The sequence below is a fragment of the Rhodococcus sp. P3_B8 genome, assembly GCF_056402775.1.
Genome location: NZ_JBFUGT010000058.1, coordinates 13,759 through 38,077, shown reverse-complemented (window position 1 = coordinate 38,077; position 24,319 = coordinate 13,759). Strand labels below are relative to the sequence as shown.

Below are 24,319 nucleotides of genomic sequence, written 5' to 3'. Positions count from 1 at the left end.
GCAAAAGCGCCGCACCATACGGCGAAAGGCCCCGAACAGAACGTGTTCGGGGCCTTTCGTGCACGCAGGACTACTTGGTGAGGGCGTCCTTGAGGGCCTTCGCGGCAGCGGCGGGGTCCTCGGCGCTGTAGATGGCGCCACCGGCGACGGCGACGTCGGCACCGGCGTCACGGACGGCGGCGATGGTGTCGACCTTCACGCCGCCGGCGACGGAGAACGGGACACCGGCGATCTTGCCGTCGTCGAGGAGGGTCTGGATGGAGTACCCGGGCTGGGCCTGCTCGTCGAGGCCGGCGTGGATCTCGACGAACGCGACACCGAGCTTGGAGATCTCGCGGGCCCGCTCGACACGGTTCTCGACGCCGATCAGGTCGGCGACGACCTTCTTGCCGTGCTTCTGACCTGCCTCGACGGCACCCTTGATGGTGGCATCACCGGCGGCGCCGAGGACGGTAACCAGGTCGGCGCCGGCGGAGAAGGCCAGGTCGGCCTCGAGGAAGCCTGCGTCGGCGGTCTTGAGGTCGGCGAAGACCTCCTTGTCCGGGTGGGCGGCCTTGATCGCGCTGATTGCGCTGAGGCCGGCGCTCTTGATCAGCGGGGTTCCGAGTTCGATGATGTCGACGTACGGGGCGACCTTGTTGGTCAGGGCCAGCGCGTCGGCGGTGGTGAGAAGGTCGACTGCAACCTGCAGCTTCGTCATGTGTTTCTCCTGGTTATCTTGTGATGGGATTCGTGGTCAGCCGATGTTGGCGTGGCGTTCCCACAGCCGCTCGGCGGTCTGGTCTTCATTGCTCCACAACGCCTGGAACAGTGCGTCGAAGGCGAGGAGCACGGACTGCTCGAACAGGCTGCCCGCGTACTGGCGGGTGATGGCTGCGCTGTGGTCCTGCTTGTCGGCCGCTTGCAGGATCAGGACCTCGTCGGCGCGCCGGGCGAGCGGCGAGTCCGGCGCGGTGGTGACGGCCAGAACCGAGGCACCCACCTTGTTCGCGGTATCGGCTGCGCCGACCACCGCGGCGGTGGTGCCGGATCCGGAGACGGCGATCAGTACATCCCCGGCGCCGATGGCGGGGGCGGTGACTTCACCGGCGACATGCACGCGCAGGCCGAGGTGCATCAGTCGCATCGCGGCCATCTGGACGGCGAGACCGCTGCGCCCGTTGCCGATCACGAACACTGCCCGCGCGGTGGTGATGAGGGATCCGGCGCGGTCCCATTGTTCTGCGGCAACGGAATTGAGTAGGCGCGCGTTCTCGTCGAGCACGATGCGGCGCCCGTCGCTGAACTGTGTGCGGGTCTGCTCGACGGTGACGGTCATGGTCCTCCTCGGTGATAGCCGTTCTGGGTGTGAGAACAAGGCTGCCGACCCCGGTGCGCTGGGGCACCCGGCCGCTCGGGGAGTTCGGGCTAGCCGGTTGGCCAGTGCCTTCTCGTGGCGACCAGTCATACGGTGGACGGGTGGTAAGCGTGGAGGACTCGATTCGATTGCAGGTCGACCCCTGGGTGGAGATGCGGACGGTGATCACGGGACCGCTCCCGGACATCGCGGCCCGCTTCTCCCGGTTCCTGGGCCAATGGTGGCCACACGACGCCCTGGTGATCTTCACCCGTGAATGCACCGGACGCCCCCGCAAAGTTGCAGGTAACCGCGAGATCGTCGACCGGGTGACCATCGACGAACTCGACGAGATCAAACAATCCATCGAACCCGGCGGTGTCGTCGCCGGAATCCGTTCACTGGGAGGGGGACGCCGCCGCATCTGGGCCCTCCGCGACACCGGCGACACCCTGCTCGTCCTGGTCCCGCGGCCCTCCCAGACGACCGCACCCGACCCTGATCAGGTCGAGGCCGTGTTCGGGATCGTCGCGACCTCCATCCAGCACCAGGTGGCACAGGCCAGCCCCGACTATCTCGCCGAGTCACGGGCCGCGTCGAGTGAACGCGCCCGCACCATTGCCGAACTGACGGAGGTGCACGAGGCGACCCTGTCTTCGGTCCTCGGAACCCTCCGATCGAACGACCTCGACGACCGTCGGTCGCGCATCACCGCGAGCGAGACGGCATCGGCAGCACTGATCGCCCTGCGATCGGCGGGTGCCGCCGATCGTGCCCTGTCCGAGGAAGCGGTCACCACGGCATTCGCACGCTTGCAGGGCGAACTACGCCCCCTGCTGCGGTATCGCGACGTCGAGGTCGACTATGTCGACCCGCCAGCCGACGGCCGTCCGCTTCCTGGTGAGGTGGCGCACGCGGCACGCGCGATGGTCCGCGCCATCGTGCTGGCCTTCGCCGCACAACCGGTGCTGACCCGAATGCGGATCGCGTGGGACTGCGACGGTGACAACGTCCTGATCGAGGTCCGCGACCAGGGACCCGGCGAAATCGACCGAACAGCCCTCACCCGACAGCTCTCCGGACGGCTGCAAACCCTTCGTGGCCGGATCGACATCGAATCCATCGCCGGCTGGGGGAGCCGGGTCACCCTGACCATCCCCCTGGATCCACCGGCCGTCCGACCGGACGAGCATCTTCTGTCCACCCTGAATCCCCGCGAACTCGAAGTCCTCGCCCATCTCGCAATGGGCAAACGCAACCGCGCCATCGCCGAGGAACTCGGGATCAGCCAAAGCACGATCAAGTTCCACGTCGCGAGCGTGCTCAAGAAACTCGACGTCGCCAACCGTGGGGAGGCCGGCGCGATCGGGATCCGGGCAGGGATTGTCTCCGGCGAGGCGCATCCAGCGCCCGGTCGAGGTTAAGACCGCAAACCATCTAGGCGGCGTACGCCCAGGTCGCCCTACATTGTGATGCCGTTTCATCGCCGTGATTCTCTCGACTCCTGGATCACCAAGCACGGCGTGTTGACGGCCGCCGAGGCATGGCTCTGGCAGTCTGAAGTGGCCCCGGTCGGGCGGCTCGAGTTGGACCCAGTCGACCCTTATCCGGTGAGGGGTGTGACGGCTCGAAGTGGCCCCACCGCGACACGCCCGGGGTGGCTGTTTTCGTCGGTGTGAATCCCGGTGACGGGTGTGGGCGCGATGATCGAGACGAACCACACCGCCGGCCGTGAGGGGTTCGGGTTGGAGTCTCGGGTGCAACTGTTCGAGGACATCCGCCGTGATGCGCGGTGTGAGGGCCTGTCGATCCGCGCGCTGGCGGACCGCCATGGTGTGCACCGGCGGACGGTGCGCGCGGCCTTGGAGTCTCCGATCCCGCCTCCCCGCAAGAGGCCGGTGCGGATCGCGGTCAAGCTCGAACGGTTCAAGACGGTGATCGATGACATGCTGATCACGGACCTGACTGCGCCGCGGAAGCAGCGACACACGACCAAACGAATCTGGACAAGGTTGATCGACGAACACGGCTGCGAGGCCTCGTACTCGTCGGTGCGGGACTACGTCGCCCGCCGACGCCCGGAGATCGTCGCCGAGTCCGGGAGGGGAACCGAGACGGCCTTCGTGCTGCAAGACCATCTTCCCGGCGCGGAGGCGGAGGTCGATTTCGGAGATGCGTGGATCGATCTGGCCGGGGTGCGGACGAAGTGTTTCCTGTTCACCCTCCGGCTCTCGCACTCGGGCAAGGCGGTGCACCGGGTATTCGCCTCACAGGGGCAGGAGGCCTTCATCGAGGGCCATGTGATCGCCTTCGCCACGATCGGCGGTGTCCCGACCGGCAAGATTCGTTACGACAATCTGCGGTCTGCGGTGCGTCGGGTGTTGTTCGGGCGCAACCGGTCTGAGTCGGATCGGTGGATTCTGTTCCGGTCGCACTACGGCTTCGATTCCTTCTACTGCCTCTCCGGTCTCGAGGGCGCCCACGAGAAGGGCGGTGTGGAGGGTGAGGTGGGGCGCTTCCGCCGTAACCACCTGGTCCCGGTGCCGAAGGTCGACACCCTGGACGAGCTCAACGCCCACCTCGCCGCGGCGGATCGGGCGGACGACGGCCGGCGGATCGAGACCCGGATCCGGACCGTCGGCGAGGACTTCGCCACCGAACGGCCCTTGTTGCGGCCGCTCCCGGCCGAGGATTTCGAGCCCGGCCTGTGGTTGACGCCGCGGGTGGACCGGTATGCGCGGGTCACGGTGCGCCAGTGCCACTATTCGGTGCCGATCTACCTGATCGGACGGCAGGTGCGGGTCTCGCTGCGGGCCAGTGAGGTGGTGATCTTCGACGGCCGGCGGGAGGTCGCCCGCCATCTCCGCCTCGCCCGCAAGGGCGCGCAGGCCTTGGTGCTCGATCACTACCTCGAGGTCCTCGCCCGCAAACCCGGCGCGCTACCGGGGTCGACCGCGCTGTCCCAGGCGCGGGCGGCGGGGACGTTCACCGCCGACCACGAGGCGTTCTGGGCGCTGGCACGATCGGTGCACGGGGACGCCGACGGCACCCGCGCACTGGTCGAAGTGCTGCTGCTGCATCGGAACATGGCACACGCGGATGTGACCGCCGGGCTCCGCGCCGCGGTCGCTGTCGGTGCCGCCTGCGCGGACGTGGTGGCCGTCGAGGCCCGCAAGGCCGCCGCCGACCGTCCCGACGACGCGGTCACCCCAGTTGCGGCGGCACCGTCGAAGGTGGTGTCGATGACCGCACGCAGGTTGACCGACCCGGAGGCGGTGATCGCCGGGCTGCCACCGGATTCGCGTCCGCTTCCCACCGTCGCCCCCTACGACGAGTTGCTGCGGCGGCGACCGCCACCCTCCTCGGACGCCGTCTCTGCACGTGAAGGAGCATCATCATGACCGGGCCGACCCCCACCTCACCGGCCGCCGCACGGCGCCGGCGTGGACTCACCCCCGAAGCCGCCGCCACCGCGATCGAGCAGGCCTGCCGTGATCTGCGGCTGCCGACGGTGCGCACCCGGTTCGAGGACATGCTCACCGTCGCCCACAAGGAGCAACTGACCTACGAGGGCTTCCTCGCCGACCTGCTGCTCGCCGAATGCGACGACCGCGCCCGCCGCCGCAGCATCCGCCGGGTCAAGGCCGCCGGATTCCCACGCCAGAAATGGTTGGCGGACTTCGACTTCGACGCCAACCCCAACGTCAACCCGGCCACCATCAACAGCCTCGCCAGCTGCGTCTGGGTCCGCAAGGGCGAACCGTTGTGTTTGATCGGCGATTCCGGCACCGGCAAATCGCACCTGCTGATCGGCCTGGGCACCGCCGCCGCCGAGGCCGGCTTCCGGGTCCGCTACACCCTGGCGACGAAACTGGTCAACGAACTCGTCGAGGCCGCCGACGAGAAACTGCTCGCCAAGACCATCGCCCGCTACGGGCGGGTGGATCTGCTCTGCATTGACGAGCTCGGCTACATGGAACTCGACAAACGCGGCGCCGAGTTGTTGTTCCAGGTATTGACCGAACGCGAGGAAAAGAACTCCGTGGCGATCGCGTCCAACCAGTCATTTTCAGGTTGGACCCGGACGTTCACCGACCCGAGACTCTGCGCGGCCATCGTCGACCGACTCACCTTCGGCGGCGCGATCATCGAAACCGGCACCGACAGCTACCGGCTCGCTCAAACCAGGGCAGCAGCCCAAGCCGCGAGCTAACCCCAGCCCATGCCGGCGACGGACAACACCGTCGACGTCGCGGCGTCCAGCCCGGACATTCGACCACCCCCGAACACCCAGCTCACCGCACCAGGGTGGGGCCACTTCAAGCCGTCACACCCTCACAAGTAAGGGTCGGCTGGGGCCAACTCGAGCCGACAAGGTGGGGCCAGATCGAGTTGACAGAGCCAAACACGCGGACCCACGGCGATTGCGACCAACCGACAGCGCCGAACAGATCTCTTGAATATAGCCAACAAATTTGTGCCGGGAATCAAAGCCGCGCTAGGTCAGCTCCCGTCTGGCGCTGATGCGATCCGGTTGACATTTCCCATTGGATCACGGCAGCGTAGCTCTATTGACCCAGAAGGCCCAACGTTCGGCGGCATGGGTTTACCGGAGCCGCGATCTCGATCAACTCGCCATTTCGCTAGTCGTTCCAGCGCACCTCGTTCGATGTCTTTGCCTCCTCGGACGGAGCGTCCAAGTTCATGAGGAGCGTCATGTCGTCAATGTATTCGGTTATTGCTGGCACCTTCTTCGATCTTACGTTGATACTTGTAGCAGCTCGAGCGGGGGGATGGGCCGCCTCGAAGCTCAATCAGCCTCGCGTTGTGGGGGAGATTGCAGTAGGACTTCTACTGGGTCCGAGTCTGCTCGGCGCCCTCCCCGGTTCCTTTGACAGAATCATTTTCCCTATCGAAGTTCGCCCCGTCCTCTCAGACATTGCACAAATTGGACTGGTGGTATTCATGTTTATTATTGGCTTGCACACCGATCTGGCAGCTGTACGGCGGGCGCGGCGAGCGGTAATTTACACGGCGACTGGATCCCTACTTCTGCCTTTCGGATCAGGTGTGGGTGCAGCGCTGCTCCTTTTTCCCAGTCACAGCCAGGTTAACGGTGTCAATATCAACCGGGCGGCCTTTGTGATGTTGATGGGAGTGTCAATCTCAATAACAGCGTTCCCGGTCCTGGCGAGGATCTTGGAAGATGGAAAACTGAATGGAACCCGAATAGGGGTGATAACCCTGTTCAGCGCTTCCATCAACGATTTCTGTGCTTGGATACTGCTAGCGGGTATCGTCGCAATGACGAGCACGGGAAACTCGGACGGCCCTCTCTGGCTGGTACCGAAAGTCATAGCCATCCTTGTGGCTCTGCATTTCATCGTTAAACCAGTCATTCGCCGGTTCTGTTCCGAAGCGCGTTCTCCGTGGCTACGCGAGCCAATGGTCCTGGCGACAATCGCAGTGGGCTTGCTTGCGAGTGCCTGGGCGACCTCGGTGATCGGACTACATGCAGTCATCGGTGCTTTCGTGTTCGGTGTTCTTGCACCTAGTGATGAGCTCTTCAGAACCACGTCACGTGCACTACAAACGGTGACAAGCATCAGTCGGCTGCTGCTTCCGGTATTTTTCGTCACTGCAGGGTTTGCTGTTGACATCAGCTTCGGGTGGGGCAACTTTGCGGTATTGCTCCTACTTCTGGCTGTAGCCTGTGGTAGCAAAATTGTCGGTGCAGGGCTCGGTGCGCAAGCTGCAGGTTTGAAACGGCGAGAGGCATTCGCCATAGGTGTGCTGATGAATACCCGTGGTCTCACGGAGATTATCGTGCTCACCCTTGGCCGCGATCTGGGGCTGCTCGACGATACGCTGTATTCGGTTCTAATGTTCGTTACCATTATCACCACCGCAATGGCAGGGCCCCTGGTGAGACGCATCCTCAAGCTGCACGACCAACCATCCCGCGCTTGATGCAAATCACACTATTGCCGTTCGAGCAAACTCAGATGCCAGGTCGCCCGCCGACCGCACCGGCTGCAGTCCGCCGCGCTCGGTCCCGCCACGGTATTCGGTCGTGCGTCGGACGATGCTGCCCACCACGCCAGCGAACTGTGCCCAGTGCCCGGCCCCGAGCCGTGCCTGCGTAGTAGTCCGTTCTGGCAGCTAACTATCAGTGACATCCAACTGCGCGGCAGGGAAGATCAGACTGACTGGTCTTTCATAACACCTAGCCGTTGGATAGAGCGCACGGGACCGCTTGCAAAGACGGTGCGTGCCCGCCGGATCTGGTCGTGCGGTCATGCGCTTATATCCAAGCTGAAGTTCACTCGAGACAAGATCGGCGGCGCCCGTTCATCCATCGAAGCCGTGTTGACCTGTTCACAGTCGGGATCGCTCCTTCAGCACAGCAATGCAACTGCTCGAAACGTTCGGCCTGCCGACACGACTGAAAGGCCGAAACTAAGTAGGAATATATGACAGGAGATCTTGATGACGTCAGACAAACCGCTCGTCGATGAAGCACCATCGGACACTGGGGGGGCCCGCAAGCGGCATGGCGATCGGGTGATCGGTTTCGGCGTAGTGCTCACGCGATGACTCCCAACAGGACACCCAGCCACAAGTCAGGCACAGCCACAGTTCGCTCCACTCCTGGCCGGCGGCGAGGCATTCTTCACACCTGTCGAAATCGGGCTCGACGGGTTGGGCCGCTGCCAGATGCTTGCATGGCCGGACCAGATTGCTACCGGCAAGGTTCACGTCCGCTTGCATCCAAACTTCTTAGCTCGGGTTGGAAAGGACCGAACTTCAGCAAATCCCCTCAGGGAGTTCGTCGGAAAGCGGCACTGCGGCAAAAATTGATCAGCGCGAGTGATAACAAGAACACCCAGCGCCTCCGCCGGCGTGTTCAACCGGCGGGATTGGCTCGCGACGGGGAGTAGACATGGAGCTGCGGCAGCTGCGCTACTTTGCGACCTTGGCCGAGGAGCTACATTTCGGCCACGCGGCATCGCGCGAGCACATCGTGCAGTCCGCGTTGAGCCAACAAATTAAGCGGCTCGAGCGTGAGCTGGGTGTGCCCTTGCTGGAACGCAGCACCCATCACGTTCGTCTCACACCCTCGGGTGAGGTGTTTCTCGTCGACACGCGGCAGATTCTCGACCACGTCGAACGGGCGAAGAAGGCGGCGCGTTGCGTGACCGAGAGTGGTTCGGTCCTCCGCATCGCGGTAGGTGATGCGAGCTTCGATTCAATGAGACAGGTGTTGGAGGCGATTCAGCACGCGCATCCCGGCATAGAGATTCACCGGATCGAGACCGGTGTGYCAGAGCAGTGCCGGATGCTCGCCGACGGTCGACTCGATGTGGGATTCGGGTGTGCAATCGGGGTACCACCCGGGGTCGCTTCGGAAATGTTGCGGCTGGATCCGATGGGCGTACTCATTGCGTCCACGCATCCCCTATCCTGTGTTGACTCGATTCCGGTCTCACGCCTCGCGAGTGAAACGCTGCTGATGTTCGAAGATTTCAGAGCACCGGAGTTAAACGAGTTCGTCCTCGGGCTGTGCCTGTCCGCCGGCTTCACGCCGAGGCCGTATCGGGGAACCGTCCAGAGCGTGCGTTGCGCGGCGGACGTGGTATCCGAGGGCCGTTGCATCCTGTGTGTGCCTCGCTCATGTGGCGTGGTGTCGCCGTCAACCCACTGGGTGTCTCTCACCGCACCGGTGGCCCGATATCCATGGTCGCTGCTCTGGCGGGCCGACAATCAGTCGGAACCGGTCCGGTTTGTCCGCGAATGTGCTCGCGTGGTGTCCGGCAGGCTCCGTTGGATGTGCGCCGATAGTGCTGCAGATATCTCGGAGAGAGCTGGCTCGTACACAGGGCGCTTACCTGTGAACAGATGACTTTGGCGTTCGCAGTTCCCAGAAGGACGGCCTGACATTGCTGGCAATTCCCGAGAAACCCTGCATGTCAGAGCAAGTCGAACCAATTGATCCGGGGCAAGCGGCTGTTGCAGGAGGCGAGATTCGGATCACCACACATCATGACCAGCACCACCATCTCAGTGAACGAGTATGATCTACCCCCAGATCCAGCTTCACTGCTCGCCGGAAGCTCCAGTCGCACTGGTCTATAACCTCAAACGCCCCAAGGAACCACGCAGTAAAACCAGGTTGTCAAGAGTCCTCGTGATCACATCCAGTGAAAATCCCATCTCATACTGGAGATTTCGCCAACGTCGCTTTCGAGGTCTACTGATATCAGCTCATCTATTCGATGGGCCGTCAATAGCAACCGGTGGTTCAATGCAGCCGACATGTTTCCGCGAGCAGCAGCTCCAACGAGGCATGCAATCGGAGACTGCGTGTAAGCCCGGATGCCACTGACCCGCAGTTCAACCGCTGGAGGGCTCTCGTGATAGATGATGTGCGTAAGGCTCGGAGTGATCTTCTTGATCAAATCAAGTCCCGTATCGGTTCTGATCCAAAATTCCGGGACGACTTCTTCGCGAACCCGGAGGAGGCGCTAAAAGCTTCCGATCTGGCGTCGCAAGCGGATGCCCTTAAAAAGGCTGTGCGGGCGGACGATGCGGGCTGCACCTGGACCTGCGCTTGGACAGGTGCTGCGCCAGAGTCCCACCCTACGGAGAATCCGCGGTGACCGAGGTAGCCGCGTAGCCGAGTCGGCAGGGAACGGCGCGTTCGCGACCTTTGTCGAAGGTCGCGAACGCCGCGCCGACGATCATGCGATGAGTGTGTCCGATGTCTTCTTTGAGCGATGCTTCAGAATTCGATTCGTGCAAACTGTGCACTGTCCTAAAATCTGCACCGGCTTGCGTCCATCAAATTTCCGAACAGAAATTATTCCATGATAAAAGCGTCGAATCCACCCAGTATCTCTCCGATCAGAGAAATTAATGTGAGCGAGAATCAGGCCGAAGCCGCAACTCTGATCGAGCTGATTGAACGTACGCTCGCGAACCGTGCGGAACACGACTCCTTGTGGAGTTTCCGCGTCGAACCGGAGCAATCACCCCGATGGATTCATATCCACAGCAGTCGTGCGATCCTCCCGGATCAAGGGTGGAAACTCCACATTTCTGCATGCCGAGAGTCGGCTATACCGGTACTGCGAGCCTGCTTGCCGGTTTTGCTGGCCGAGGACGTCAGCTTCAAAGTGGTGTATACCCCTCGTCTCCTCGACGAGCTCAATCAGGGACGCGTATGGGAAAGTCAGGTCGGAAAGTTTGTTACTGTCTACCCGGAAAATGATTGCCAGGCAGTTCGCCTCGCAGTTGCTCTAGATCAGGCAACAAACGGGTTGCGCGGTCCGGCTGTTCCTTCAGATTGGCAATTCGCGACGGGAAGTTTGGTCTACTACCGTTATGGTGGCTTCAGTGCGCGATTGCTCCAGACGCCCATAGGAGAAATTGCACCGGCAATCACCGGGCCCGACGGCGAGCTGATACGTGACCGGCGAACATGTCCCCCGAAATTAGCTAGTTGGCTCGTAAATCCCTTCGTTGTAGCTGGCTACGATATACCGTCGACATCTTCTAACGTGGTAATTGGGGGCCGTTATCTTCTCAACGCGACTCTGCACCAGTCGCCTCGCGGTTCGGTCTACCTAGGAATAGATTGTAGAGAGCTACGGCCATGCATACTGAAGGCGGCCAGACACAACGATGTAATTCAGCCCGACGGCACTGACGCCTGTGATCGTTTACGTCGCGAAGCTGCCATTCTACTTCGCCTGGCTTGCCACCCATATGTGCCAAAAATGATTGAATTAATTGAACAAGACGATCGCCTATATCTAATTATGACCGATATCGAGGGTGAGACTCTTGTCGATCATCTCAGTAAGATGAATGCCGTTGGCCAGCACGCATCAAATCAGCAGATTGCTGCATGGGGTCTCTCCCTTTCAACAATGCTCGGCGCGCTACACCGCGATGGCGTGATTCATAGCGATCTGAATGCGACAAATATAATCATCACTCCTGATGGGTTGACACACCTTGTAGACTTCGAGCTCGCTCACGATTTGACGGACAGTGGCGGTTCCTGCGGTCTCGGCACACGAGGGTACGTGCGGCCGGAACGGCATCGCACCGACCTTCCTACGATCGCCGACGATATTTTTGGCCTAGGTGCGTTACTCTACTTCGCCGCAACGGGAGCGGAGCCCTCGCAGGCGCCCCTCTCTGGCGGCCTATTTCGTCGGTCCGTACGCTCATTGAACCCGATGGTATCCCCAGAGCTTGTCAAAGTAATCTCTCGGTGCCTTGGCGTCGATCCTGCGGACCGATTCGCTTCGATGGCCGAAGTATGTTTCGCCCTCAACGGAATTGTGGAGGCGTCTGCCGCACATTCCCTGTCTACCCAATGGTCGAGTCTACGACGTGACGCTGAGACACCGTTCGACGCTAGGTGGTTGGCGCGACAACTCGGAGACTCGCTTTGTCGATCAGCACAGCCGGCTTCGGCTGGCGTAGGGGTCGAATGGACAAGCACGCACGATCTAAGTATTGGAATTCCATCGTACGATCTCAATATTGGCAGTGCCGGAACAGTGCTAGCTCTAGCGGAGCTGGTTCGAGAAATTGGCGACCCTACGCACCGAGACGTGCTGAGACATGCGGCGCAACGACTGGTCACCGTGGCGGGGTTTGAGGGGCGGCCGCTGCCAGGGCTTTACGTCGGCGAAGCGGGGATTGGCGTAGCGCTCTTAAGAGCGGGTCAAGTTCTGCGTGACGGGCAACTAATCGCCGCCGCCGAACAACGCGGTCGGCAAATCGCGCAGTATCCGCACTGCTCACCCGATTTGTTCAACGGTACAGCGGGCCGTCTACGGTTTCACCTTTGGTTATGGCATCAGACATCCAAATCGGAGCATCTGTGTGATGCAATCGGTGCAGGAGAGGCCCTACTAGCGGCAGCGGAGGACGTGGGCCACGGCTTGCTTCGCTGGTCGATTCCCCCAGGATACGACGACCTTAGTGGTTCCGCGTACCTGGGATATGCGCACGGGGCGGCCGGCATAGCCGATGTCCTTCTAGATCTATTCAACGCAACCGCCGATGAGCGGTTCCTTGAGGCGGCTGCAAGCGCAGGCAGATGGGTAGCACGTTCGGGCATCCGGGTTTTGGATGACGGGAGTGGCTTCGCTTGGCCAGTAACGGCGGAAGACGGTAGTCCCTCCCCTGCTTACTGGTGTCACGGCAGCACCGGCATCGGGACGTTCTTTCTGCACAGCGCCGAGTTTGACATTTTTCCACGAGCGATGGAGCTTGCGGAGGGCGCGGCACGCTGCGTCGCGCAGGGGACCCGATGGACCGGACCTACGAAGTGCCACGGTCTCGCGGGCAATATCGAATTTCTGTTAGATCTCTTTCAGAGCACCCGAAACTCGATATACCTGGATGAAGCCAAGTCCCTTGGACAAGTGTTATGTGCCTTCGAAACTCAACGCGACGGAAAGCTGTTGTGGCCATCTGAGTCTGCCACAACATTCTCACCCGATTACATGCTGGGATACGCTGGCGTCGCAATGGCGTTTCTGCGCTTGAGTGCGCCCGACCGGATCCCCAATCAGCTTAGCGATCATTGCTTTCGGACGACGATCAATGCTGTTCCATAGTACAACTCGGGAAATGCATAATTGGAGGCCAATATGGCACATTATGATGTCATAATCATCGGAGGTGGTCCGGCGGGTAGCACAGTCGGAACGCTAATTAAACGATACTCACCGCATTTACGTGTCCTTCTGCTGGAAAAGGAAACCTTTCCGCGCCATCATGTGGGAGAGTCATTATTGCCAGGTAGTACGCCAGTGCTGTGTGAAATGGGCGCCTATGACAAGGTGAAAAACTATGATTTCGTAAGTAAGCTGGGTGCCAGCTATATTTGGGGGCGTGATCGCAAGCCATGGGGATTTGAATTCAGAAGCCTTCAGCCGAGTGTGGATAGCCCGCGGATGAAGCTGCCCGAGCAATATGCGACTGGCTGGCATGTGCGACGATCCGAATACGACCATCTACTGCTTCAGACGGCAGCAGAATGGGACGTCGAAGTCCGGACGGGAGTCAAGGTTCACACCATCCGCGTCGATCAGGTCACCGGGCGTGTCGTCGGCGTAGAGATCCATGATCGGCAGGGCGTGCAATCGGAGGATAGTACATGGTTGCTGGATTGTTCTGGGCAGGATTCGCTGCTCAGCAAGACTTTCCGGCTACGCGCGTACGACGACCGTATGAACAACTACGCCCTCTGGGGTTATTGGCTGGGGGGTAAATGGAAGTCCGAGTACCTTGGTCACCCCGACCTCGCTCGCATATTCATTGCCACTACTCCGCGCGGCTGGATTTGGTATATCCCGGTGAAGGACGACGTCGCTAGTGTTGGTTTCGTCACCCACCGGCAGATTTTAAGCGAACACCGCCAAAGTACGAATCAACTATATTTCGAAGAAATACAGGCGTGCCCGGAGATGAGCGACCTCCTGGAGGGCGCGGAACTCGTCCACATTTCAGCGGACCAGCGGCGCGATATATGCGCGATCCGTGATTGGTCTTACGATAGTCGCCAGATCGCCGGGCCTGGATGGGCATTAGTTGGCGACGCCGCCGGATTTGTTGACCCGATATTGTCATCCGGCGTAATGCTTGCACACGAGTTGGGCCAGAAGGCGGCTTACACCGTAAATTCATCTTTCGCGAATGCGGATGATCAGCAAATCGGCAAGTACTGGGAATTTTACGAGACGAGTTACCGTACATACCTGCACGCTTATCGAGATATGGCTGCGTTCTGGTATGGGAACAACTTCTCAATGGAATCGTGGTGGTGGCAAGCTCGGCGCGGAGTCGCTCATTCCGAGAAATCGCCTCAACTTTCAGACATGGAGGCGTTCATGCGTGTAGCCTCCGGGTACGCAAATCGAACTGAATCGGTTAGTCTGTTTGGCAGCTATCAACTGTACGAAGCCCGCAGGGTTGCTGATGGGCTCTTTGGTGAACCGCCCGCGCGGCGTCAGATTGCTCAGAATAACGCGAACCGCCAACTTCGACTGCGCCCACAAGCGAAGCTGATAAATGGTTTCTGTTATCACGGTGGTTCGGTGCAGTCAGGACGGCGGATAGTCAACGAGGGAACCGGCGACTTTCTCGATCTGCATGACGGCGAGGATCTATTAGTCGAGGCGCTGAGTGGCGACAATACGGTCGAAGATCTCGACCGAGTTGTCAGCGGTCTGCGCTCAGTGAACGCCTGGAGCGCGCAACGCACCACCACGGAATTGGTGGCTCAACTGGATGGCATAGGAGTGCTTGTATGACCGCGTATCCCTAGTGTTTGCAGCGTTTCCCATCGACAATCACGGCGCCCGTACGACCATACATACGGATAGCGTGCCATGCCTCACCGACGCTCTCGAGGGTGTAGATCTATCCGGTGCGTTCCTATTCAGAACACCCTGAGCCGCGCAAAGGTCACCATGCCCGAATCCCCTCATTGCGCTCGCGACGGTCCAGATCTCCTAGATCCCGCCGTGGATAGCGAGGAGATGCTGCTGTTGTCGGCGCAAGCGGAGGAACGAGACCGTAAGTAGGAACGAGACCGTAAGTCGGTCCGTGCACACCGGTGATGGATCTGCTGGTGGTCAACCTCGGTTGCCTGCCGTGCACGGCGGCGAGCCTCGGATACGGACATCGCGCATTGCGTCTCGAACCGGCCTCGTCCTGTGCTGTCATTACCCCTCCCTCTGTTGAGCCGGCCGCTGCATGCTCACCGGCCGGTCATCGTCCGCTCAGCAGACTTACCACGTCTGGCCCGACCCTTGCGGGCCTTGGGATGGCTGCCCGCGCCGGCCACCGCTTCGACCGGGTGCCTGGCCTGGTCGAGGTCAGCGCGCATGCGGGTGGCGACTTCCTCTTCGTCGATGCCGGCGGCCCTCATCTGGTCGGCGTCCTCCCCGCGCCGTTCGGCGGAGTCGTAGTCGTGGTCGGCCACCGACCGCAGCGAATCACCGCCAGGTGCCTGCGGTTCGACGTCTTCGCTGTTCGTCTCCTTGCGTTCGTTCTCATCGGCGCGTTCGGCATCCGCCCGCTCGGCCTCGTCGAGAATCTCGCTAGCTGCCAGGGTGTCGGCTTGGGAGCGGCCGTGTTCGGCGGCGCCGCGGGCTTTTCGGTTCTCAGCATCGCGCAGCAGGGCGTCGACGACCTTCTCGTCCGCGCCCGGAGCATCCACGTCGATGCCATACCGCTTGGCGGTTTCGGCGCGGATCCGTTCGACGGCTTCCGACGCGACCTGGGAGTGTTCCTTCCACGCTTGTGCGTGCTGCCACTGATCGGCGATCTCGCCGGGCTGTGCACGGTTCCACCATTGGTCATCGAACGAGGCACGCAGGTATGCCTCGGCGCCAGCGCGACTGGTCTCTAGCCGTTGTGCGAGTTCACGGGCACGTTCTGCCGATTCGCGGCGCGCCTGCTCGAGGTCACGCTCACGGTTTCGAGCGATCTTCTCGGCCATGCGAGAGGCCAGCTGCAGGGCGACCCGCATCATGGCGTTGACTTCGTGGTTGGCCGAGTCGACTTCGGGACCTTCGGACATGTCGTTCTCCTTACGGTGTTCGGAGGATTCGGGGGGTCAACGCCCCAGGTCGGTGTCGCGCTGCCGCGGTGGCCGGTTACGTGCGTCGTCGTTGCTCAGCGCGGTCTGTGCTGATGCGCCGCCAGGGGCCCGGGGCGGGTATGGGAAGTCGAGGACGTGCGCTGGTGGGGTGCTCGCTTGCTCCTGCGCCACGCGAGCATCGGCTCGTAGTGCATTGCGAACGTGGCCGGCGAAGAACTCGTCATTCGAACTGGTGTCGAGGGTGTTGATGGACACCCGGAGTTCACGCGCTGACTGTCCGTGCGCGTCGATCTCCGAAGCGACCTCCCTCATCGCCTGTTCGCGCCGCTCCGTGGCCCCAGGGCCGTCGAAGACCATTCGATGTAGTTGCTCGTACTCCCAAAGTTGGCCGTGAAGCCTGTCAGCGCGCATTTCGAACTCGACCCGCGTGTGCACTTGTTCCTCGAACGCAGCGTCGAGCGGTGTCCGCCTCAACACGTCCTGGGCCAGCGACTCACCGAGCTTGCCGTATTCAAGCTCGATCCTGTTGTGGAGGTCAAACGACTCGGAGCCGATCACAACGCCCTCGACCACTACTTCGCGATCGTCTCGGAGTTGCCGGAGTAACTGCATCAGTTCGCCCGCACGAGTGTCGACATCCTGACGGAACTGCTGGTCCGGGGTGATCTCCGATTCCCCGGCATGGTCGCGGGTTGCGACCGTGTCGATGCCGTTGTGTGCCGCGACTCCGGTGACGGCCGCGGCCCGGGCGTCCTCACTGAGGGCGCCTTTGTGGATGTTGAGCTGGGTGACGGTGGTCTCGGCCTGGTCGACGGCAGCGGAAAGAGCTGCCCATTGCTGAGATGTGAGGGTGGGATCTTCGGCGAGGTTGCGGACGGTGTGGAGTAGGGCCGCAGAGTGCTGGCGGAGCGATTCCATATCCAGGTCCGGGTCTGTGCGAGTGGCGGCCTCGATTTGGGCTTCGCTGTGTCCGGCGTCGCGGGCGCGGCCCTTGGCTCGATCGAGTTCTCCTGCGAGATGAGCTTGGAAGCGTTCGTGTTGCTGCACGTAGTAGTCGGCGGGTGTGACGGGTACGTATCCGAACGGTTCGTCGACCGGTTCGTCGTGCCCCCCGACGGCCAGGTGGTCGCCGTCGTAGACGTTTCGGGCTGCCCAGGCGACGTCGTGTAGTTCGGGTGAGAGTGGTTGGTGGACGGGTGAGTGCGGGTTTCTGAGCTCGGAGAGGATCTCGTTGGCATGGGTGGTGAGGATCTCCCATGCGCGGGAGTATGAGGACCGCTGTTCGTCGAGCTCAGGGTGGACGTCGTCGATATGGCGGGGGCCGGCCGCGAAGATCACCTGGGTCGCTGCGGTGTCGTCGCGGGTGAGGGACACGTCGACCTGAGATGCGCGATCGGCCCGTGCTGCGTGGAGTGCGTGGTTGAGTGCTTCGAACGCGGCGGCCCGTGACGTGTGCTGGGTGGTGGAGGTGCCATGCGGCAGCCCTTGCGTGCCGTTGTTGCGGAAGTAGTTGCAGGTGGCGGTGTAGATGCCGTCGTCGCGGTGCATATCCATGGGGTTTCCTTTCCCTGGTGCTTAGAGGTTCCGGGTGTCCGGGAACATCCCGGCAGGTGCCGGATCGGTTGGCAGCGGCGCGATGGCGTTGTCCGCCGTGTGGTGGCCGTGCTGAACGCTGCACTTGCTGAACGGGCCGTCCGAGGACATCAGCACTGGCATGTGGTGGTCGGCGTGGTCGCGCCACCACACGCTCATTCCGGTGGTGGGGTCGCGGCGAAAGTGTTCCCATGTGCGCCAGAGCGCTTCGAGTCGGGAGATCGCTTCTTCGTGTCTCCACCATTGGGGGCACCAGCGGATTTCATGGTTGTCGACGACGTCGCGGCGGTAGCCCGGGGCCAGGCGTACCCGGACGAACTCTTCGGTCGACCCGAAGACTGTGGTCGGCGGGTTTTCCGCCTCCTGTGCTGCCTGCGCCTCGGCGACCAGCTGCGTCTCCAGTTCGGCGGCGAGTCGACGCCGGGAGAGCTCTTCGATCCGCTGATAGATCTCCGGGGTGAGTAGCTCGGCGAGCTGGGTTTCGGCGATCGCCTTGATCTGCGTACTCAGCAGCGTCCCGGTGACCTTCCCGATCCGGGCGCTCAGCTCATCGGACAGCGTGAGGGCGTCGCCTGCACCGTTCCCGTCGGCCGGGGTACCCGCCGGGGCGGGTTCGGGCACGAGACCATCGAGCGGCGGCGCCCATGAATCCTCGGGTGGGGCGAGGTCCTCGTCGGGCGGTTCAGGCAGGTCGAACTCGTCGAGGCTGGTCATACCGGCTGTACCTCTTTCGGTTCGGCGTCGTCGGTGAGGGTCACCGCTTCGGCGAGAGTCTTGTTCGCTTCGGGATCGTGGCGTTCGATCGATGCCCGCACCTGGTCGGCGTAGGGGCCTTCCCACCAGGGCACGGTCTTGACGAGGGTGGCCCGGTTTCCGGACGAGCGGACGATCGCGCGGCCGCGGGGCAGTTCTTCGAGTTCGGACTCGGTGAAGGTGGTGATTTTCGTGCGCTGGCGTGAGGTGGAGCGGCCTCCGCGGCCGGAGGAGACCGATCCGCTGTATTCCCAGTGCTCCCCGATCGCGGTGGACAGCGATCGGAGGTAGTTGTCGTCGACGGCGACTTCGCAGCCGCCGCCGTAGACCTTCACGTTGGCGGCCGAGTGCAGCATTCCCATGCCCTTGTTGCCCCACACTTCGGTGCCCTGGGCGTAGCTCTGCAGGATGGCCATGATCACGATTCCACGAGAGCCATAGTGGCTGAACAGCTTTGGGAGCTGAGTCCAGCGAACGACGTTGGCTGCTTCGTCCAATGCGGCGAGCAGCGGCACCGGCAGGCGCCCACCTTTCGACCGGGTAGCCAGTTCCTCGGCGGCCTCACAGATCGCGACGGTCAGCGCAGTCACCAGCGGTCCGGCGGACCCGTTGCCCTCACGAGAGAGCAGGTAGATGGTGTCGTTCGAGCGGACGAACTCCCGCGGATCGAAATGCGGTACCCGGCTTCGCTGGCCGTCGGTCGACACCCACGGCCGGATGGACTGCATCTTCAAGCAGCGGATCATCTTCCGGGCCGTGCCGAAGACACCGCCGCGCTGTTTCGCCGGAGCGTTGTACTGGCCACTGAGACCGGATGCGTGCAGGTCGTAGCCATGTCTGCGGAGAATGTTGACCGGTTCGACGTTCGTCTCCTCGGTCACCCACGTGTACACCTGGGTGATCGGCTTCTTCGCGGACGCGGCCGCCAGAAACAGGGCGGTGAGCAGGTCCTGGCCCTCCGGGTCGAAGAATGCATCCTTCTTCGCATCCAGGCCGTCGTCGCCGGCAGCGAAATGCGCGGCCAGGTCCGCGGCACGGACCTCGTCGGTCACCCACGACAGCGGATCCCACCACCAGGTGTTTTCCCCGTCAGCGACCTTCTGAGGGTCGAAGATCCACACCTTCCCGCCCTTGGCTTCACGCGGATCGCGGGTGGCATCGACCACGTCACGCTTGTTCGAGGTGGTCAGCACCGCGCCGGGCGCTTCGAGGATCGCCGGAATCACCCGGGAGCTGCTCTTTCCCGAACGTGGACCCCAGATGTCGACGTGCATGTCCTCGTACTTCGCGTACAGGTTCTGCCCCGACAACAGGTGCTTGCCGATCGGCACCCCCGGCGCCGCACCCTCTTCGAGGACGACACCCAACCGGTCCGACTCCTTACGGCACAGCTTTTCGGTCAGCGATCCCACGTCCAGCAACCGACCCATGTGCTTGGCCTTGTCGTCGACGCGGGTGCGCTTGCCGCGGCTGCGGGCCACCAGCACCAAAATCACGAACGCCGCAGCCAGCACCAGCACCGCGTACACCGTGATGATCACCGTTGCGGTGGTCGACCACTCCAGGTGGCCCTTCACCAGGTCGATCAGGACCACGGCCGGGTTCGCCGGCACCACCTGATCGGTGCCCAGGCGCAGTGCCAACATCACCCCGCCGCCCACCACTCCGACGACGGCCGCCACTGCCGCGATCAGATACACCTCGCGTGCCGAATTGACTGGATCCTTGACTCCACGGTCACTCATCGACGCTCCCCTCGCCCGAGGGTCGTGGCCGAGGTCGTCTTGGTCGAACTCGTCATCATCACTCCTCCAATGTCGTTGCAGTTGTCGGTCACGTCTGCCGGTGTCAGCGGACGGTCAGAGCGCTCACCCGCCACACCCCGAGACGGGTTGCGCTCATGTAGACCGCCATCGTGGATTCGCCGAGCACCGCTCCGGCTGGGGTGGTCGCGGTCTGGGTGACGGCCACCACCCGCGAGATCCGGGCCGGCGCATCCGGTGGATGGTTGTCACCGGTCACCGCCGCGCGGGCTGTCACGGTCGCGTTCTCACTCGCCCACCGGTCCCACCGGGCACCGGTTATCGGTGCCAGCACGGAGAACGCCGCCTTGTTCTCGGCGTAAAACCGCTCGTCGAGCAGCGCTGCGGCCCGGTCGGCGGCCGCGGCCTGCGTCGGGTCCGTCGCAGGGGTGTAGCTGAACAGGGCCTGCGCTGCGGCGACCATCACCGCTTCCGGATCGTTCTGATCGACACCGCTGAACTGTTCCGGCAGTTCAGGCGGTGGTGGAGTCGTCAATGTTGCCGTCGGACCACCGGAATCCATTGGTTCGGCGGCATGGTCATGCCCGTCGTCGGAGCTGCCACACCCGGCCGCCAACAGAACCGCTGTCACCATCGCGGTGGCGACGCTGCCGCGGATCGTCCTGCTGTGATGCCGATTCATGTCGTCACCGGCTCAGCCCGGCGAGCATGAACGCGCTGGTGAGCATCGCGACCACCGTGGCCACGCACACCACGATTGCGGCGAGGACCAGGACCGATGCCTCACGGCTGTATCGCGGTCGGACGCGGCGCACGACCGTGACCACCGCGACAACCAGCGCGGGCACCAGCAGGAGCCCGGCGGCGACGGCACCGCTCTGCCCGAGCCAGAACAGCCAGTTCGCTGCCATCTGTTGCCGTTCGGGCCCCAACCAGAGTGTGTCGTCGATCCGGAGGAACTCACTGGCGATGTCCCGCGCCACCTTCCAGGTGAGGCCGACCGTAATCGCGGCCACCGCCACAAGCAGTCCCAGCGACACCCTCTCCCAGGGCTTGACCGGGGCCGGCTCACCGGCGACCTTCCGCAGTTCGGCGGCCGTGATCTGGTGAATCGTGCGGGCGTACGCCGGGGAGGGCTGACCAGGCCCCCGCAGCGGCCGCCGGAGAACCTCGGCATCAAGCGCTTCCAGCGCCGACAGGTACGCGAGGTCGCGTTGACGTTCGGTGACCTGCCATCCGTTCGCCTCGAGGATTTCGGTCTGGTCGCCCAGCACCTTGGCCGCCCAGTTGTGCGGGGCGACTTCTTCCTGGCCCCAACTCTTGATAGCCACGCTCTCCGGTGCGGGGTTCTCGATCACGTTTTCCGTCATGTGCCCTGTCCCTTCGTGTTCTGAGTCGGTCTGTGTCCGGTCGTGTGAAGCGGTGGCCTAGAGGAATGGGTAAGTGCTGGTAGATCCGGTCAACATGAGCGTGAATCCGAAGAACAACCAGATCCCGGGTGATCCCTCACCCGTCCTCTGGGTCCACCGCCGCCACCCGTACGCGGCGCCCGCCACTGTCACGATGACCGCGCCGGCGACGAGCGCAATCCAGGAGAAGATCCACTCCAAGTGCTGCCCGAGCGGTGCGCCCATGACCTGCGCGGTGGCCGTCATCGGACGGAGTCCTGCTCTTGCCCGCAGACGCGCACGGCGGAGTCGGTCGTCGGGAAGCGGGTCCATCCGTCGAGGTTGTCGACCTCCGCGGTGTGCGTCGTCGGCCCGTCGTGGTCCACTTCCAGGCGCCACTTGTCGTCCACCCAGTGCACGACAAAGGAGCGGGCGGTGTAGTGGTCTGGGCTGCTCGGCGAGGCATAGTCGACGATCGCGTGCTGCGGATTCTGTTCACTCCACCCACGGACCCGGTATGCGACAACGTCGGTGACCGGCGTCGCCCACTGCGGGGCCGGACCGGCGCCGGGCGAATCAACGTCAGCAGCGTTGACGATCCGGTCGATGAGCGGTTGGCGATCGAGCATCTCGGGTGAGGCATCCGGAGCGGCAGTCGAGGCCACGCCGATCACCTCGACCGCGGATGCGGCGCTGCGGGCGGCGGCGTTGATCAGATTGAGCCCTGCCAGAGCAGCTCCGCGAGCAGTCGCAGAGATCCCGCGTGGCGGACCGACCTGACCGACGACCGGCGGGCCGTCGGTCGTCGACATCGGCACGGTGGTGCCCGCCACCCGCGCCCACACCAGTGTTCCGTCGCGGAGCTGCGGGTCACTGTCGTCCAGGTCAGCGCATTTCCCTTGCGGGATGCTCATTTCGGATCGCGGCGCCGTGAACACCAGTCGACCGAGATCGTCGATCGTCGGTGTGACTGCACGGTCGGCGTCCGCGACATCGACAACGGACTGGGTGTCCTGTGTGGTGGGCGGCTGCGCTGACGGCTCCTCTGCTCGGGGCGCGCAGCCCCCGAGGGCCAGGATCGCTGCCGCCGAGGCGCCAGCCCAGAACTTCGGGGACCGCGTCGGTCCACCGCCGAGATCGAGAACAATCGGGTTCATCACTGAGGTTGCCTTTCTGTGGGTTGGTCGCCGAATCGGCGGACGTACATTTCTTCACCGGCCCAGTTGGACAGCGGCTGGATGGAGACGACATCACCTGATTGCGGGGCGTTGAGGAGCATGTCCTGGCCGTCTTTGACGCCGTGGTAGATGCCGACGTGGTGGGTGCTACCGCCGGACCCGAAATAGATCAGGTCACCGGGTTGCTTCTGGTCGAACGGAATGTCCTGCCCGCGAGCGTCGTAGAGCTGGCCGGGGTTGGAGTGGTCTCCGGTGAAGTGCGGCAGACTGATCGCACCCCCGGAGGCTTGGTAGACGGCATAAAGAGTCAGGCCGGAGCAGTCGAAGCCGACCTTGTTCGTGTCCCCATGGGCGTCGGCCGCGCCGCCGCCGTCGCTGATCCCGCGGGTGGGGCCATTCACGTCACCGCCGCCCCAGGCGTATTCGGTGCCGAGCCAGCGGGACGCGGCCTCGATGACCTTCTGCCCGAACGGGCCCGGTGCGAGCGGACCGTGCTCACCACCGGCGGGTGGGCACGCATCGGGCAAGATGCCTCCCGCTGCGACGGCCGTAGCCCGACCGGCGGACGAGATCTGCGACAGTTCGTCGGGGGTGAGTTCCTTACTCGCACCCTTGAACTCGCTGTACATGGCGTGCGCGGCGTCTTCCCACGGGGCGTACGCCTCCGGGTGCGCCGAGGCCTGCACGGTCTGAGCGGCGAGGGTGACCGGCATCGACTCCCACCCGGAGACCTGCAGAAGGGCCTGGTAGAACTTCACGTTCGCGGTGACCGGGTTCATCAACTCTTCGACCGTTCCCCAGATCCCGACCTGCTGCTGGTACTGGTTGACGGACTTGTTGTCGCTGCCGACGCCGTCGTGCGGGTAGTTCAGGGATTCGGGCACCACGGAGCTGGCGAGCATCCGGAACGTCGACTCGCGGCCGATCGTGGCGAGGGCGACGGTGATGCCGCGCTCGGAGACACCCATCGCTTCCCCGATCGCGACCGCCTGCTTGGCGATCGCGAGTTGGCGGGCGTTGTAGACCGCAAGCCCCGGTGCCGCGCCGGTGCCGGGCGAGGTCGGCGCCCCACCGTCCCCCTCCCCTGTCTCGGGAGCCGGTGCCTGACCGGGCTCGATGGCCTGATCCACCCAGGGAGCCGGGTCCACGGCGGTGCCGACACCGTCCGGGAGACGGCCCCCGTCCCAGACCTCGAAGTGCAGGTGCGCGCCGGTGGTGTCGCCGGCGTTGCCGATCCGGCCGATCTCCTGCCCGGCGGACACCCGGTCACCGGCCTTGACCAGCACACCGTCGTCGAACATGTGCCCGTAGACGGTCGAAACCACCTTCCCGTCGATCTGATGATCGACGATGATCCAGTTCCCGAATCCGGAGGCGGGACCGGCAGCGATGACCCGGCCATCGGTGAACGCGTAGATGGGAGTGCCGACCTCGCCGGCGAAGTCGATGCCCCGGTGCTCGGTCCCCCACCGCGGCCCGAACCCAGAGGTCAGCGTGGTGGTGCCGGATTTAGTCGGTTTGACCAGTGATCCGGCAGGAGCTGTGCCGCCACCGGGCGTCGCCGGGGCCGGGCACTCGTTGCCGCTGTCGGAGGCGACGACGACCACCAGCAGCACGAGTCCCAACACGGCGGCCACGGCGGCGGCGACCAGCTTCTTGATGTCCACGACCGG

19 protein-coding genes are annotated in these 24,319 nt (G+C 63.2%); 7 read left to right on the top strand and 12 right to left on the bottom strand.

Annotated elements, in window-relative coordinates:
• Positions 1-70: 70 nt before the first annotated feature.
• Together hxlA and hxlB are read right to left on the bottom strand one after the other, a co-directional pair.
• Positions 71-700 carry a 3-hexulose-6-phosphate synthase gene (gene hxlA / locus AC1D1G_RS19795; protein WP_477953385.1) on the bottom strand — a complete coding sequence of 210 codons (630 nt, stop codon included), beginning with the start codon at positions 698-700 and terminating at the stop codon, positions 71-73.
• A gap of 36 nt (positions 701-736) precedes the next feature.
• Positions 737-1,318 carry a 6-phospho-3-hexuloisomerase gene (gene hxlB / locus AC1D1G_RS19790; protein ID WP_477953384.1) on the bottom strand — a complete coding sequence of 194 codons (582 nt, stop codon included), beginning with the start codon at positions 1,316-1,318 and terminating at the stop codon, positions 737-739.
• Positions 1,319-1,467: 149 nt separating this feature from the next.
• Here hxlB and AC1D1G_RS19785 point away from each other — a divergent pair, with 149 nt between their 5' ends.
• The 4 genes from AC1D1G_RS19785 (at position 1,468) to AC1D1G_RS19770 (ending at position 7,306) form a co-directional block, all read left to right on the top strand.
• Complete coding sequence (locus AC1D1G_RS19785) at positions 1,468-2,760, top strand: helix-turn-helix transcriptional regulator (RefSeq protein ID WP_477953382.1); 1,293 nt, start codon at positions 1,468-1,470, stop codon at positions 2,758-2,760.
• Between the two features lie 321 nt (positions 2,761-3,081).
• Positions 3,082-4,737: an IS21 family transposase gene (gene istA, locus AC1D1G_RS19780; RefSeq protein ID WP_477953400.1), complete on the top strand. Its 1,656-nt coding sequence runs from the start codon at positions 3,082-3,084 to the stop codon at positions 4,735-4,737.
• Positions 4,734-5,549 carry an IS21-like element helper ATPase IstB gene (gene istB / locus AC1D1G_RS19775; RefSeq protein WP_005245467.1) on the top strand — a complete coding sequence of 272 codons (816 nt, stop codon included), beginning with the start codon at positions 4,734-4,736 and terminating at the stop codon, positions 5,547-5,549. The genes istA and istB overlap by 4 nt, the downstream gene beginning before the upstream one ends.
• A 503-nt stretch (positions 5,550-6,052) precedes the next feature.
• A complete protein-coding gene (locus AC1D1G_RS19770) occupies positions 6,053-7,306 on the top strand; it encodes a cation:proton antiporter domain-containing protein (protein WP_477953381.1) in 1,254 nt (417 codons plus the stop codon).
• A 525-nt stretch (positions 7,307-7,831) separates the two neighbouring features.
• Here AC1D1G_RS19770 and AC1D1G_RS19765 read toward each other — a convergent pair.
• Complete coding sequence (locus tag AC1D1G_RS19765) at positions 7,832-8,107, bottom strand: UBP-type zinc finger domain-containing protein (RefSeq protein ID WP_477953379.1); 276 nt, start codon at positions 8,105-8,107, stop codon at positions 7,832-7,834.
• A gap of 172 nt (positions 8,108-8,279) precedes the next feature.
• Between AC1D1G_RS19765 and AC1D1G_RS19760 the strand changes: the two genes are divergently transcribed.
• The 3 genes from AC1D1G_RS19760 (at position 8,280) to AC1D1G_RS19750 (ending at position 14,676) form a co-directional block, all read left to right on the top strand.
• Positions 8,280-9,239, top strand: a complete 960-nt coding sequence (locus AC1D1G_RS19760) for a LysR family transcriptional regulator (RefSeq protein WP_477953378.1) — start codon at positions 8,280-8,282, stop codon at positions 9,237-9,239.
• Between the two features lie 1,015 nt (positions 9,240-10,254).
• Entirely contained in the window at positions 10,255-12,978 is a 2,724-nt protein-coding gene (gene lanL / locus AC1D1G_RS19755; RefSeq protein WP_477953376.1) for a class IV lanthionine synthetase LanL, read from the top strand.
• A gap of 33 nt (positions 12,979-13,011) precedes the next feature.
• Positions 13,012-14,676, top strand: coding sequence for an NAD(P)/FAD-dependent oxidoreductase (locus AC1D1G_RS19750; protein ID WP_477953374.1), 1,665 nt, complete (start codon positions 13,012-13,014; stop codon positions 14,674-14,676).
• Between the two features lie 449 nt (positions 14,677-15,125).
• On the opposite strand, the gene AC1D1G_RS19745 is transcribed toward AC1D1G_RS19750, so the two are convergent.
• The 9 genes from AC1D1G_RS19745 to AC1D1G_RS19705 all read right to left on the bottom strand — a co-directional run bounded on the left by AC1D1G_RS19745 (position 15,126) and on the right by AC1D1G_RS19705 (position 24,313).
• Entirely contained in the window at positions 15,126-15,950 is an 825-nt protein-coding gene (locus AC1D1G_RS19745) for a hypothetical protein (RefSeq protein ID WP_477953372.1), read from the bottom strand.
• Between the two features lie 36 nt (positions 15,951-15,986).
• Positions 15,987-17,525 carry a hypothetical protein gene (locus tag AC1D1G_RS19740; protein WP_477953371.1) on the bottom strand — a complete coding sequence of 513 codons (1,539 nt, stop codon included), beginning with the start codon at positions 17,523-17,525 and terminating at the stop codon, positions 15,987-15,989.
• Positions 17,526-17,546: 21 nt separating this feature from the next.
• The gene (locus AC1D1G_RS19735; protein WP_477953370.1) at positions 17,547-18,278 is read right to left on the bottom strand and encodes a DUF4913 domain-containing protein; all 732 of its coding nucleotides are present in this window, start codon (positions 18,276-18,278) and stop codon (positions 17,547-17,549) included.
• A complete protein-coding gene (locus AC1D1G_RS19730; RefSeq protein WP_477953368.1) occupies positions 18,275-20,062 on the bottom strand; it encodes a type IV secretory system conjugative DNA transfer family protein in 1,788 nt (595 codons plus the stop codon). Before AC1D1G_RS19730 ends, AC1D1G_RS19735 begins: the two co-directional genes overlap by 4 nt.
• Positions 20,063-20,165: 103 nt before the next feature.
• Positions 20,166-20,762 carry a hypothetical protein gene (locus tag AC1D1G_RS19725; RefSeq protein WP_477953367.1) on the bottom strand — a complete coding sequence of 199 codons (597 nt, stop codon included), beginning with the start codon at positions 20,760-20,762 and terminating at the stop codon, positions 20,166-20,168.
• A 4-nt stretch (positions 20,763-20,766) separates the two neighbouring features.
• On the bottom strand, positions 20,767-21,450 hold the full coding sequence (locus AC1D1G_RS19720; RefSeq protein ID WP_477953365.1) for a hypothetical protein: 684 nt from the start codon (positions 21,448-21,450) through the stop codon (positions 20,767-20,769).
• A 57-nt stretch (positions 21,451-21,507) separates the two neighbouring features.
• On the bottom strand, positions 21,508-21,735 hold the full coding sequence (locus tag AC1D1G_RS19715) for a hypothetical protein (RefSeq protein WP_477953364.1): 228 nt from the start codon (positions 21,733-21,735) through the stop codon (positions 21,508-21,510).
• Complete coding sequence (locus AC1D1G_RS19710) at positions 21,732-22,625, bottom strand: DUF8175 domain-containg protein (RefSeq protein ID WP_477953363.1); 894 nt, start codon at positions 22,623-22,625, stop codon at positions 21,732-21,734. The genes AC1D1G_RS19715 and AC1D1G_RS19710 overlap by 4 nt, the downstream gene beginning before the upstream one ends.
• Complete coding sequence (locus AC1D1G_RS19705) at positions 22,625-24,313, bottom strand: peptidoglycan DD-metalloendopeptidase family protein (protein WP_477953361.1); 1,689 nt, start codon at positions 24,311-24,313, stop codon at positions 22,625-22,627. Before AC1D1G_RS19705 ends, AC1D1G_RS19710 begins: the two co-directional genes overlap by 1 nt.
• Positions 24,314-24,319: the final 6 nt, after the last annotated feature.

Coding starts and splice junctions, on each gene's coding strand:
- AC1D1G_RS19735 (WP_477953370.1), bottom strand. CDS start 18,278: ATGACCAGCCTCGACGAGTTCGACCTGCCTGAACCGCCCGACGAGGAC.
- istB (WP_005245467.1), top strand. CDS start 4,734: ATGACCGGGCCGACCCCCACCTCACCGGCCGCCGCACGGCGCCGGCGT.
- AC1D1G_RS19715 (WP_477953364.1), bottom strand. CDS start 21,735: ATGACGGCCACCGCGCAGGTCATGGGCGCACCGCTCGGGCAGCACTTG.
- hxlA (WP_477953385.1), bottom strand. CDS start 700: ATGACGAAGCTGCAGGTTGCAGTCGACCTTCTCACCACCGCCGACGCG.
- AC1D1G_RS19750 (WP_477953374.1), top strand. CDS start 13,012: ATGGCACATTATGATGTCATAATCATCGGAGGTGGTCCGGCGGGTAGC.
- AC1D1G_RS19710 (WP_477953363.1), bottom strand. CDS start 22,625: ATGAACCCGATTGTTCTCGATCTCGGCGGTGGACCGACGCGGTCCCCG.
- AC1D1G_RS19745 (WP_477953372.1), bottom strand. CDS start 15,950: ATGTCCGAAGGTCCCGAAGTCGACTCGGCCAACCACGAAGTCAACGCC.
- AC1D1G_RS19720 (WP_477953365.1), bottom strand. CDS start 21,450: ATGACGGAAAACGTGATCGAGAACCCCGCACCGGAGAGCGTGGCTATC.
- AC1D1G_RS19740 (WP_477953371.1), bottom strand. CDS start 17,525: ATGGATATGCACCGCGACGACGGCATCTACACCGCCACCTGCAACTAC.
- hxlB (WP_477953384.1), bottom strand. CDS start 1,318: ATGACCGTCACCGTCGAGCAGACCCGCACACAGTTCAGCGACGGGCGC.
- AC1D1G_RS19725 (WP_477953367.1), bottom strand. CDS start 20,762: ATGAATCGGCATCACAGCAGGACGATCCGCGGCAGCGTCGCCACCGCG.
- AC1D1G_RS19765 (WP_477953379.1), bottom strand. CDS start 8,107: ATGCAAGCGGACGTGAACCTTGCCGGTAGCAATCTGGTCCGGCCATGC.
- AC1D1G_RS19770 (WP_477953381.1), top strand. CDS start 6,053: ATGTCGTCAATGTATTCGGTTATTGCTGGCACCTTCTTCGATCTTACG.
- AC1D1G_RS19730 (WP_477953368.1), bottom strand. CDS start 20,062: ATGAGTGACCGTGGAGTCAAGGATCCAGTCAATTCGGCACGCGAGGTG.